Below are 11874 nucleotides of genomic sequence, written 5' to 3'. Positions count from 1 at the left end.
GTCTGGGCGTTTGCGACGGGCGTGGTGATGGCGAGGCTCAGCGCTGCCAGTGTCGCCTGTAATCGGCGGGGTCTGCGTCCAGGCCCCTCGACTTCGCTCGGGACAAACGGGAAGTTGCTGCGGGATGCACGCGCTGCTGATGCCGGATCGCTCCCCCCTCCGTTTGTCCCGAGCCCCTCGGCTGGCTGGCAAGCCAGCCGCTCGGGGTAAACTTCCCGGTCATGCCGGGAAGTCGAGGGACGTCTTACGAACCGTCTCCCAAGGCCGAAACCCTTACGCGTCGATCGCTTCACGATCGACCTGCGCGGCGTGGTTCTGGATGAAGTTGAACCGGTGTTCCGGGTTCTTGCCCATCAGTTCGCCGACCAGTTCCTTGACCGCCGCATATTGCTCATAGGCTGGCGGCAGCGTCACGCGCAGCAGCGAGCGGGTGGCGCGGTTCATCGTCGTTTCGCGCAGCTGGCCGGGGTTCATCTCGCCCAGTCCCTTGAAGCGGCTGACCTCGACCTTCTTGCCCTTGAGGATGGTGGCTTCGAGCTCCGCCCGGTGCGCATCGTCGCGCGCGTACCAGCTCTTGGCCCCCACCACGAGCCGGTAGAGCGGTGGCTGGGCGAGGTACAGGTGCCCGGCCTTCACGATATCGGGCATTTCCTGGAAGAAGAAGGTCATCAGCAGCGTGGCGATATGCGCGCCGTCGACATCGGCATCGGTCATGATGATGATGCGGTCGTAGCGCAACTGGGCCGGGTCGCAATGCTTCCCGGTGCCGCAGCCCAGCGCCAGCGCGAGATCGGCGATCTCCTGATTGGCGCCGATCTTGGCGCTGTTGGCCGAGGCGACGTTCAAAATCTTGCCGCGGATCGGCAGGATCGCCTGGGTCTTGCGGTCGCGCGCCTGCTTGGCCGATCCGCCCGCGCTGTCGCCCTCGACGATGAAGATCTCGGTCTCCGCTCCCTCGACCCCGGTGCCGTCATTGCTGCAATCGGTGAGCTTGCCCGGCAGGCGCAGCTTGCGCGCGCTGGTCGCGGTCTTGCGCTTGACCTCGCGCTCGGCCTTGCGCTTCAGGCGCTCGTCCATCCGCTCGAGCACCAGCCCGAGCAGCGCCTTGCCGCGCTCCATATTGTCGGTGAGAAAATGGTCGACATGGTCGCGGATCGCCGCCTCGACCAGCCGCGCCGCCTCGGGCGAGGTCAGCCGGTCCTTGGTCTGGCTCTGGAACTGCGGATCGCGGATAAACACCGAGAGCATCAGCTCGCTGCCGGTCATCACGTCCTCGGCCGTCAGCCCCGCCGCCTTCTTGTTGCCGATCAGCTCGCCGAAACCGCGCAGTCCTTTCAAAATCGCCGCGCGCAGTCCCGCTTCGTGCGTGCCGCCATCGGGCGTCGGGATGGTGTTGCAGTAATAGGAATAGCTGCCGTCGGACCAGAGCGGCCAGGCGACCGCCCATTCGACCCGGCCCTTGCCCTCGGGAAAATCCTGGCGGCCCGCGAAGAAATCGGAGGTCGCGCATTCGCGATTGCCCAGTTGCTCGCGCAGGTGATCGGCAAGCCCGCCGGGGAACTGGAACACCGCTTCCTGCGGCACCTTGTCGTCGGCCAGCTCGGGATCGCATTTCCAGCGGATCTCGACCCCGGCATAGAGATAGGCTTTGGACCGGGCGAGCGCGAACAGCCGCGCGGGCTTGAACTTCGCACCGGCGCCAAAGATTTCCTCGTCGGGCACGAAGCCGATCGTGGTGCCGCGCCGGTTGGGTGCCGCGCCGACCTTTTCCAGCGGGCCGAGCGGCGCTCCGCGCGAGAAGCGCTGCGCGTACAGCTCCTTGTTGCGCGCGACCTCGACCAGCAATTCGGTCGACAGCGCGTTGACCACCGAGACGCCGACGCCATGCAGGCCGCCGCTGGTCGCATAGGCCTTGTTCGAGAACTTGCCGCCCGAATGCAGCGTGGTGAGGATGACCTCCAGCGCCGACTTGCCGGGATATTTGGGATGCGGATCGACCGGAATGCCGCGCCCGTTGTCGCTGATCGTCAGATGGTTGCCCGCGCGCAGCGTCACCTCGATCCGCGAGGCATGGCCCGCCACCGCCTCGTCCATGCTGTTGTCGAGCACCTCGGCGGCCAGGTGATGCAGCGCGCGCTCGTCGGTGCCGCCGATATACATGCCCGGCCTGCGCCGCACGGGTTCCAGCCCCTCGAGCACCTCGATCGCGGAGGCGTCATAGGTTTCGGGCGTGGCGGAGGCTTTGGCGAACAGATCGTCGGACATGCCGCCAGCTATACGGCGGAAATGCTCGGACGGGCAAGCGGCCCGCCGGACTTATCCGCCAGAATGTTCAGGCTTTGATCGCCTCAACGCACCCTGGGTCCGCCGAACGGCATCGGCGGAGGCGGACGGCGCGTGCCGCGCGGCAGCTGCGCCTGATAGGCGCGGCCGCAATGCTCGACGCAATAGGGGAAACCGGGATTGACCGGCTCGCCGCAGAAATGGAAATCGGGCTCGCCCGGATGCCCCATCGGCCAGCGGCAGATGCGATCGGTCAGATCGAGCAGGCTGGTCTTGTCGGCGATTTCCGGGCTGGGACGCGCGGGCACCAGGCGGCGCGGCGGCGCGGGCGGGATCGGCGCCTGCTGGTCGCCGGGACCCTGGCGCAGGAATCCACCGGGGCCGACCGAAACGATCCGAGGCTGCGGCTTGGCCTCGGGTGCGGCGGTGACTTCGCCAGCCTCGTCGTTATCATCCTCGTCTTCATCGACCACCGGCGCGGCTTCCACCGGGCGCGGGGCAGGGGTCGGCGCGGGAGCAGGAGCAGGCGCGACGCGCACAGGCTTGGCGGTGGCGGCGGCGGGCGCATCGGTCTTGAACGGCGGCTCATCTGCGGGGGCTTCGACCTCGGCCTTTTTCGCAGGCTTGGGCGCGGCCTCCTTCTTTGGCGCGGGCTTGGGCTTGGCTTCGCCAGGCTTGACCGGCGAGGGGCGCGACTTCAGGCCCAGGCGGTGTGCCTTGCCGATGACGGCGTTGCGGCTGACCCCGCCCAGCTCTTCTGCGATCTGGCTGGCGGTGAGGCCTTTCTCCCACATGGTTTTGAGCTGGTCGATGCGCTCGTCGGTCCATGACATGAAAAGCAATTCCTTCTTGACCTATTGGGGCTTGCCCGGTCTGGTGACCGCCGATAGGCGCATCCACCATGAACGATCAAGCACCAAATCCCCCCGCTGGCGTGGCCCAGACCGGCACAAGGCCGGAAGTTCGATCGCCGAGCCCCTTTGCGGAACCCGGCACCGTGAGGATCAGCGCGATAAACTGGGGAGGACTGAAAGCCCTCTATATGAAAGAGGTGCGCCGGTTCTTCAAGGTGCAGTTGCAGACCATCTGGGCCCCGGCGATCACCACCATGCTCTATCTGGTGATCTTCACCGTCGCATTGGGGCGCAGCGGACGCATGGTGCTCGACGTGCCGTTCGGCGATTTCCTCGCCCCCGGCCTTATCGTGATGGCGATGATGCAGAACAGCTTTGCCAATTCGAGCTTCTCGCTGCTCGTCGGCAAGATCCAGGGGACGATCATCGATTATCTGATGCCGCCGCTGTCCGAGCTCGAGGTGCTGGTGTCGCTGGTCATCGCCGCCGTCACCCGCGCGTTCCTGGTGGGCGCGGCCGTCTGGCTGGCGATGCTGCTCTGGCCGGGAATCCATGTCATGCCGCAGCATCTCTGGGCGATCCTCTGGTTCGGACTGATGGGCGCGGTGATGCTCGCCTTCATGGGCGTGCTCACCTCGATCTGGGCGGAGAAGTTCGATCATGCCGCCGCGATCACCAATTTCGTGGTCGCCCCGCTCGCGCTGCTTTCGGGCACCTTCTATTCGGTCGACGCTATGGCGCCCACGTTCCGCGCGCTCAGCCATGCCAACCCGTTCTTCTACGTGATCTCGGGCTTCCGCTACGGCTTCATCAGCAGCACCGATTCGCCGCTGCTCGCGGGATCGCTGCTGCTGCTCGCCATCAACGCCGCGCTCGGTATCGGCTGCTACGCGCTGCTCCGGTCGGGATGGAAGCTGCGGTCCTGATCGGCGGGTGGGGACTTCGGTGACTGACAGCAGCGCCTTTGTGCGACTTCGGGCGGGATCTGCCTTTGGGGGGTTAGCGTACTATGGTCGCCTCGCCCACGATCCGTCCTTCATTAATATAGAATTGGTCGTGAACTGTAAGCGCGTTGATTGCTGATTGCCCGGACAAAAAGACAAAGCCAACACGTCGCCGATCACCAGGCTTCATTTCGCTTTCAAGCAGGGGGTAACCGTCCCAAGCTTCAGCGGAAGTCTTGCTGCTCATGCATGGCGCTCCCCACCCTAGCACTGCGGAGGTGGCCTTACCGCCCTCGCTAGTGGGATAGAGATAAAAGTCCGCAACAAGGTCCGGACAACCTGAGGCAAGCCGTTCTCGCAATATACGGTCTCTAGTCATGAGCCATAAAACCATGCGCATCAAATGACCGCAATGGGGTCGAAAGCAGAAGTTCCGGAATTTTTTTAGTCTGCCCGATAGCTGCCAATCCGCCTCGACGTGCCGACGATACGGCTCAACCGAGTTTCCCAGTCCAAGCCCTATTTCCCGGAAAGGCACCGCCCCACCGGACGGCGTGTCAGTGCATCGTGCGTAGGCGATAGCGCCCGCCACTGAACGGGCCGAAGAGCTGCTGCACGGCCGGGTGATCGACGGGTCCGTTGCTGTCGTCCTTCACCAGATTCTGCTGGCTGACATAGGCGATATAGCTGTTCTCGGCATTTTCCGCGAACAGGTGATAGAAGGGCTGGTCCTTGGCCGGGCGCAGTTCCTCGGGGATCGATTCGTACCAGTCCTCGCTGTTCGCGAACACCGGATCGATATCGAACACCACGCCGCGAAAATCGAATATGCGGTGCCGCACGACATCGCCGATCGCATAGCGCGCCTTGGCCACGCGCGGCATCACCACCGCACCGGAACCGGCGCTGCCATCGGGTGCGTCGTCTTGGCCGAAACGGAAAGGATGGTTGCTCATAGGCTTAATCTAAGGTGTTGCGGCGCAGCATACAAGCTTTGCAGCGCGCACAGGCCGGATTCCCCCTTGGCAAGCCGCTTGCCTTGCGCTAATGGCCCGCCTTCTCGCGGATCGACCACGCATTTTCATGCCCCGCGAGAACCGATTGGATCGCCGAAACGCCCGTTTCGGCTCGCCCGGACGGAGAGGTGGCAGAGTGGTCGAATGTACCGCACTCGAAATGCGGCGTGGGTGCAAGCTCACCGTGGGTTCGAATCCCACCCTCTCCGCCAGTCGTTCTTCCATACTCCTCCTCGATTGTCTATAAACCCCTGTGAACACGGGGTTTTCTTCCCTTCGCCTTTCCGCAGTCGGCCATCACATTCCGGGGTAAGCGGCAGTGCGCCGCAGCAGAAATCGACGATACCGGTAGGTGCAGGGAAGGGGTCCCCCAAGGCGGAGGCGCCGATCTGGATGGTCGAGCCGGCGCGCATCGCATCGCTGCCAGTCATTTGTCTGCCTTGGCATGCAGGGAGGCCTGGAAACTCGCCTGGTCTGCCGACGCAAAGACAGATGCAAACCGAGGCTTTCCAGAATGTTAGTATCGGTCTTGATCCCACCATTGGATGACCCCGGCCTGAAACCGGATGCGCCCTGATGCGTAGGCGTTGCTGTGCCGTTGTGACGCAGGAGGGATTATGGCGGGCGCGGGTTTTTCGGTTCGGTCATCGCGCGGACACTGGTTATCGGCGGCTGCGGCACGGCTGGGCCTGGGCCAGGGCATGACCATGCGCGAGTTTCTGCGCTCGCCGTCGGGCGTGGGTTCGGCGTTCCCCGCATCGGCGGCGCTGGTCAGGGCAGCGCTCAATCCCGTGGACTTTTCGGCTGCGCGGCTGGTGGTCGAGTTCGGCCCGGGCGAGGGGCCCTTCACGCGCGAACTGTTGCGCCGCATGCCGGCTGGCAGCACGCTGCTGACGATCGATACCAGCCACCGCTTCACCCGCTATCTGCAGGAAAGCCTGCCCGATCCGCGCTTGCATGCGGTCACCGGATCGGCAGCGTCGCTGAGCGTGATCCTGCGGCGGCTGGGCCTGGGGCCGGTCGATCGCATCGTCACCGGCATTCCCTTTTCCACGATCGCGCCGGACCTGGGCGCGCGTATCCTCGATTCGAGCGTGGAGGCGCTGGGTGAGCAGGGCCAGATCATCGCCTATCAGATGCGCGATGCGGTCGCGCCCTTGCTGGCCGCGCGCTTTGCCGAAGTCCGCACCGCGCGCATATGGCGCAACATGCCGCCGTGCCGGATCTACTGGGCGAGCGGTCGGTCTGGCTGATACACAAGCGGCGCTTCACGTCGCCCCAGCTCTCCGGAGTGTCCGGGGCCGGGGGCATGCGCTGGAAGCATGCCGCCGGCCCCGAACCGTGCCGACCCCCTGAGGCCGGTTCGCTTCGGCCCCCCGACCGAAGCATCCGGCCACCTGCAGCCTCCCCCGAAGCTGTCCCCCAGGCGACCGGGATCGAACTGGACGACTTCAGAAGAGCGCGTCGTCGAACAACGCGTCGTCGTCATCTGCAGGACCGCCATGGCTGGCGGAGGATTGCGGCTTGTCCGCAATCAGCCGCGGCATGCCGGGCAGCAAAAAGGCATCGTGCACCACCCGCTCGCTCGCCATGGTATAGCTGCGCGCCATGCGGTCCATCACCATCCGAACGACCTGATCGTCACGTCCCTCGAGCGACAGCGGATCATCGCGACCCAGCTCGATCGTCAGCAGCGCCTCGATCCTCTCGAGCGCATCGCCCAGATCGAGGCTTTCCTCGAGCTCGTCGGTGGTCGAGCGCAGCGCCCCGAGCAGCCCGCTGGCCATTTTCTCGGACACTGCCATCGCCTGCTCGGTGCGCTGAGCGCCCTCGCGAATGGCGCTGAGCGAGCTGGCCAGCCCGTCGCTGTCCTGTCCCACCTGCGCCTCCGCATGCTGGCGCATGCGCAGCGAGATCGCGCCCAGCCCGGTGGATTCGGCGGTGATCTGCTTGATCGTCTGGTCCAGCGCATCGGAACTGGCGCGGATCTCGTTGGCGATCACCGCGACGGGGCGACCGATCGCCTCCACCCGTCGGCATTTCAGGCCGATATTGATCGCCATCTGCTGCACCTCGATCCGCAGGATGCGCATCGCGGCGGCGCGGCCCGACAGGTCGTCCACGGTATCGACGATGATGCGCAGCGTCTCGGCGGCCTGGGCATCGGCAAGCTGCAGCTGCGCGATCATCGCGCTGGCCTCGGCAATCCCGGCTTCCAGGCTGCGCAGGAACACCTGGCCGTCCTCGCTGCCGCCACCCTTGCTCAGCGCGATCAGCCGGTCTGCCTCGGGCACCATGCTGCGCAGCGAGCGGACCAGCGCCTGGGTTTCAGTGCGGAACTCCTGCGCAGAGGAGGTGAGCTGCGCGAGCAGCAGCCGCAGCAGATGATCGCGGGTCGCCGCCTCGTCATCGGCCGAGAGCCCCGCCGTCGCCAGCGTCGCCTGCATGTCGGCATAGCCTTCGAGCACATGCTCGAGCCGCTGGCGGGCAATGTCGCCGACCTGGATCGCGCCCAGCACGTTCGCGACGCTGCCCTGGATCGAGCGGGCGAGCACGGCTTTCTTGTCGGCGAGCTCCGCCAGCATCGCCTGATGCTTGCGCAGGGCCGCAGCATCGGCCTCCAGCCGATCAGGCACGTGCGGCACCACGCGCTGGCATTCGCTTGCGAGCAGCCGGTCGTTATGCTCCATGCTGCGCAGGCTTGCAGCAAGCCCATCGAGCTTGGTCTGAAGCGCGCCGACCTCTTTCTCGCCCGCCGAAAGCTGGCCCGACATGGTGTTGGCAAAGTCGACGAAGGTTTCGGCCCCCGATGCGGCGATCTTCACGTTGAGACCGAAAATATGGAGCACGTGCAGCGACTTCTGCACATCGGCAATGTGCGCGGACAACCGCCGCGAGGCTTGCTGGATCTCGCCCATGTCCTGCGCGCGGCCCTGCATCTGGTCACCCACGCTCGACAGGCGCCGCGCCGCGGTGGTGAGATTGCTGACCGCAGCCGCGCCGTCGCCCGACTGGAAGGTCGAGGTCGCCTCGCGCAGGGCGCTGACGATGCCGTCGATCGATTCCACCGCCTGGGCCAGCGTCTTGCCCACGGTCACGAAGCGCGCGTCGATACCTTGCGTGATCTGGCTGAGCAGCACGCTGATCGTCGCGTCCCCGGCGGGGCTGGCGTCGCTTGCGCTGATCCTGGCATGGAGCATTGCGGGTCTGGTCCTTGTTCAGCGGGCGGTGGCGTGGAGCAGTTCGCGGGCGATCGCACCCAGGGGTATGACCTTGTCGGCCGCGCCCCGCGCGATCGCTTCCTTGGGCATGCCGAAGACGATGCAGCTTGCCTCGTCCTGGGCGAAGGTGCGCGCACCGCACTGCTTCATCTCGAGCAGGCCGCGCGCGCCGTCATCGCCCATGCCGGTCATGATGATTCCGACCGCGTTCGATCCTGCATTGCGCGCAGCAGAGCGGAACAGCACATCGACCGAGGGGCGGTGGCGCGAGACCAGCGGTCCGTCGCGAACCGAGACGAGATAGCGTGCGCCCTGGCGTTCGAGCAGCATGTGCTTGCCGCCTGGCGCGATCAGCACATGGCCGCGCATCACGGTATCGCCGTCCTGCGCTTCCTTGACGCTGACATTGCACAGCCCGTCGAGCCGCTTGGCGAAGGCGCGGGTGAAATTCTCGGGCATGTGCTGGACGATGACGATGCCCGGTGAATTGGCGGGCAGCGCCATCAGCACCTCACGCAGCGCCTCGGTGCCGCCCGTCGATGCGCCGATGCATACGACCATTTCGGTGGTCTTGCTCATCGCGCGGCCCGAAGGCGGCATCAGCATGGCATCCGCCGTCAGCTTCGCCTCGACCTTGCGCGGGGCAGGGGCCGGCTTGTGCCCTGTCACCCGGGCCCTGGCCGCGCCCTTGACCGTCTCGCGGATCATCATCCGCGATTCCGCCAGATGATCGGCCACACCCATGCGCGGTTTCAGGATCACGTCGACGGCGCCCGCCTCCAGCGCCTGCATCAGCGTTTCGGACCCCTGTTCGGTCAGCGACGAGCACATGACGACGGGGACGGGGCATTGCTCCATGATCTTGCGCAGGAAGGTGATGCCGTCCATGCGCGGCATCTCGACGTCGAGCGTGATGACGTCGGGAACCTCGTCCTTGATGTAGCGCGCGGCGGCGAACGGATCGGATGCTGCGGCGATCACCTCGATATCGGGATCTTCCTGCAGCACGGAGGTCAGCGTCTGGCGCACGCTGGCGCTGTCGTCGATGATGAGCACGCGGATCTTGGGACGGACCATGATCGCTTACACCTTCTGGAAGACCGTGTTGCAGACGGACTTGAGCTGTCCGCTGAACCCGGCGATCGATTCGGAATGCCCGAGAAGCAGATAGCCGCCCGGACGAAGTTGTTCGCACAAACGGGTTACCACTTTGTGCTGAGTGGGTTTGTCGAAATAGATCAGTACGTTACGGCAGAGAATGATGTCGACCGGCGCACCGATCGGATAGTGGTCGTTCATCAGGTTGAGGCGGCCGAAGCTGACCTTCTTGCGCAGCGCTGCAGCGATGCGAACGTCCCGGCGGGAGGGGTCCTTCGGCTCCATGACATAGCGGCGGCGCAGTGCGGGCGGCACCGGCGTCACCATTTCTGCGGGATAGATGCCCCTGATGCCGGTCTGCAGCATCTCGGTGTCGAGGTCGGTGGCGAGGATCTCGTAATCGGGGCCATCCTTGGTCCGCGCATAATCGTCGAGCACCATCGCCAGCGTATAGGCTTCCGCGCCGTTGGAGCTCGCCGCGCTCCAGCAGCGCAGCATGCGCTGGCCGCGCTTCTGGTAGTCGGGCAGGATGTCCGAGACCAGAAAGTCGAAATGGTTACGCTCGCGGAAGAAGTCGGTCTTGTTGGTCGTCACCGCGTTGAGGAAATCATCCATGTCCGCCTGCGAGACGTCGCCGCTCAGGATATAGGCGCAATAATCGGCGATGCTGGCAAAGCCGTTGTCGCGCACGCGCCGTCTCAGGCGACCCTCGAGCATCGTCGTCTTGGACGGAGGCATTCGGATGCCGGTGGCACTGTAGATAAGCGCGGACAGCGCCCGAAAATGCTGCGGGCTGATGCCGTCCGTGACCGGCATGGCAAGTCTGGCGGTGGCTCCAGCCATGATCAGTTTCCTCCTTTGCCAGGCAGATCGCGATGGAACATTTGCGGGGCCGTTTCCTGGTTCATAGCGTGACGTAGATGTTGATATTGGCGGTGTGATCGGTGCGATCGTCGCCATCGCGGAACACATGCTGGTTGAGATAGCCGGGCACGATCTCGGCATTCCTCGCGAGCGGGATCGAGACGCCGACGAAATTGCGCCACAGCGACAAGCCGCCGCGCTGGACACTGGTCCGGTTGAGGTCGACAAAGGGCTCGGTATAGGCAACCAGCTTGTTGTTCGCCGAAATCGGCGCGCGCAGCTGGACGAATTGGCGCATCCGCCAGCTTGTGCCGTCGCGGTCCTCGAACGTGCGCTGCTCCAGCCTGGACCGGGAATCGAGGGTGAGGCCGCTTTCGGTCGTCAGCAGCCGGACGTTCAACTCCTGATAATAGCGATGCTCGTCGAGCAGCGCCGGGCCGACCGGATCGGTGCGGACATAGGCATAGCCGAGCCCGACATTGACATTCTTGCTGATCCGGTAACCGGCGAGCGATCGCAGCAGCAGCTGGCCCAGACGCTGGGCATCATTGGTGAAGCGCTCCTGCGCCTCGAGCCGGACATAGACCTTCTTGTCGAGATTGATCGTGAAGAACTGTCCTGCCCAGGCATTGGTGTCCTCGGCCGCCAGGGCGGCGGCCGGGGCCATGAGCGCCGGGGCCAGGGCGAGGAAAGCCAGGTGGCGCAGCATCGAGTTCGCCCTGGCCATGGCACGGCAACCGCCGGGCCGGCGTTTCGGCCCGCAGCGGGCCTGCGGTTCGGGGGCGGGCCGGCGATCCAGCATCAGGCAACCTTCGCCATCGGATGCAGCTGCTGCACGTCCTGCGCGGTGAAGATGCTGGCGACATCGATGATCACGATGAACCCGCCCTCGTTGCGGACCACGCCCGTGATGTAATCCGAATTCCAGCGGACGCCGATATCGGGCGCATTCTCAATCCGCGCGGTCTCGATCGTGGCCACCGACAAGACCTTGTCGATGACCACGCCCAGCGACAGCATGCGGTCTGCCAGCGGGATGTCGAGAATGAGGATGCGGGTCGACAGCGTCGGTTCGGCTGCGGGCAGGCCCAGGCGGACGCGCAGGTCCACCGTGGGCACGCCCTGACCGCGCACATCGGTCAGGCCCAGAAAATAGTCGGGTCCATTGGGTACCTGGAAGGGCGGCTTGTGGTCCAGGATCTCCCGGACCAGGCCAACGGGGACGGCGAAGACCTCTTCGCCGATCCCGAATTCGACCACCTGGATTTCGTGCTGATTGTTCATGCGGCTTCTCCAAAATGCGCGTCGTCGGCGTCGACCCCGCCGCGCTCCAGATCGAGCGCGAAGCCCTGCACGCGCTCCTGCTGATGCGCGACCGAATTCGGCTTGTGCGCGGGCTTGGAAGATCTTGCGGGCTTGGCAACGCGCGTGACCGGGCGTGCGGCCGGGCGATGCGCCACGGCGGTGCGGCTGCGGGCATTGGCTTCCACCCGGAAGAAGGCGATGGTCTGCTGCAGCTCTTCGGCCTGGCTTGCCAGCTCCTCGGAGGTCGAGCTGATCTGCTCGGAGGCGCTCGCGTTCTGCTGCGTCACCT

The 11874-nt window shown here is 65.3% G+C and carries 11 protein-coding genes, 1 tRNA gene and 1 pseudogene; 3 read left to right on the top strand and 10 right to left on the bottom strand.

The genetic code is table 11. The features are described 5' to 3' along the window. Positions 1–273: 273 nt before the first annotated feature. Both parE and AX735_RS06870 read right to left on the bottom strand, forming a co-directional pair. Entirely contained in the window at positions 274–2265 is a 1992-nt protein-coding gene (gene parE / locus AX735_RS06875) for a DNA topoisomerase IV subunit B (RefSeq protein WP_066277649.1), read from the bottom strand. Positions 2266–2348: 83 nt separating this feature from the next. Further along, positions 2349–3116, bottom strand: coding sequence for a GcrA family cell cycle regulator (locus tag AX735_RS06870; RefSeq protein WP_066277647.1), 768 nt, complete (start codon positions 3114–3116; stop codon positions 2349–2351). Between the two features lie 68 nt (positions 3117–3184). Between AX735_RS06870 and AX735_RS06865 the strand changes: the two genes are divergently transcribed. Further along, complete coding sequence (locus tag AX735_RS06865) at positions 3185–4063, top strand: ABC transporter permease (RefSeq protein WP_446471792.1); 879 nt, start codon at positions 3185–3187, stop codon at positions 4061–4063. A gap of 73 nt (positions 4064–4136) precedes the next feature. Here AX735_RS06865 and AX735_RS24925 read toward each other — a convergent pair whose 3' ends face one another. After that, the gene (locus AX735_RS24925) at positions 4137–4328 is read right to left on the bottom strand and encodes a hypothetical protein (RefSeq protein WP_137776268.1); all 192 of its coding nucleotides are present in this window, start codon (positions 4326–4328) and stop codon (positions 4137–4139) included. A 310-nt stretch (positions 4329–4638) separates the two neighbouring features. Next, on the bottom strand, positions 4639–4965 hold the full coding sequence (gene hspQ / locus AX735_RS06860) for a heat shock protein HspQ (protein WP_066277655.1): 327 nt from the start codon (positions 4963–4965) through the stop codon (positions 4639–4641). A 254-nt stretch (positions 4966–5219) separates the two neighbouring features. On the opposite strand from hspQ, the gene AX735_RS06855 reads away from it, so the two are divergent. Both AX735_RS06855 and AX735_RS06850 read left to right on the top strand, forming a co-directional pair. Further along, positions 5220–5309 (top strand) — tRNA-Ser (locus AX735_RS06855). A gap of 405 nt (positions 5310–5714) precedes the next feature. Then, a complete protein-coding gene (locus AX735_RS06850) occupies positions 5715–6350 on the top strand; it encodes a class I SAM-dependent methyltransferase (protein ID WP_082750973.1) in 636 nt (211 codons plus the stop codon). 198 nt (positions 6351–6548) lie between these two features. On the opposite strand, the gene AX735_RS06845 is transcribed toward AX735_RS06850, so the two are convergent. From AX735_RS06845 to AX735_RS25685, 6 genes and pseudogenes are all read right to left on the bottom strand, one after another. Beyond that, positions 6549–8297 (bottom strand): hypothetical protein, encoded by a 1749-nt coding sequence (locus AX735_RS06845; protein WP_066277640.1) that lies wholly within the window; start codon positions 8295–8297, stop codon positions 6549–6551. 18 nt (positions 8298–8315) lie between these two features. Beyond that, positions 8316–9395 (bottom strand): protein-glutamate methylesterase/protein-glutamine glutaminase, encoded by a 1080-nt coding sequence (locus tag AX735_RS06840; RefSeq protein ID WP_066277635.1) that lies wholly within the window; start codon positions 9393–9395, stop codon positions 8316–8318. Between the two features lie 6 nt (positions 9396–9401). Then, positions 9402–10259, bottom strand: a complete 858-nt coding sequence (locus AX735_RS06835) for a CheR family methyltransferase (RefSeq protein WP_066277632.1) — start codon at positions 10257–10259, stop codon at positions 9402–9404. 61 nt (positions 10260–10320) lie between these two features. After that, positions 10321–10989: a DUF2490 domain-containing protein gene (locus AX735_RS06830; RefSeq protein WP_066277651.1), complete on the bottom strand. Its 669-nt coding sequence runs from the start codon at positions 10987–10989 to the stop codon at positions 10321–10323. 92 nt (positions 10990–11081) lie between these two features. Continuing rightward, entirely contained in the window at positions 11082–11564 is a 483-nt protein-coding gene (locus AX735_RS06825) for a chemotaxis protein CheW (protein WP_060979375.1), read from the bottom strand. Beyond that, positions 11561–11874: pseudogene (locus tag AX735_RS25685) on the bottom strand (methyl-accepting chemotaxis protein); the annotation flags it as partial. The gene AX735_RS06825 and the pseudogene AX735_RS25685, both read right to left, overlap by 4 nt.

Origin of the sequence: Blastomonas sp. CCH1-A6 (genome assembly GCF_001556365.1) — a bacterium.
Classification (GTDB): Bacteria; Pseudomonadota; Alphaproteobacteria; order Sphingomonadales; family Sphingomonadaceae; genus Blastomonas; species Blastomonas ursincola.
Note: the sequence above shows the minus strand (reverse complement) of the source record. Positions and strands in the feature narration are given on the sequence as shown.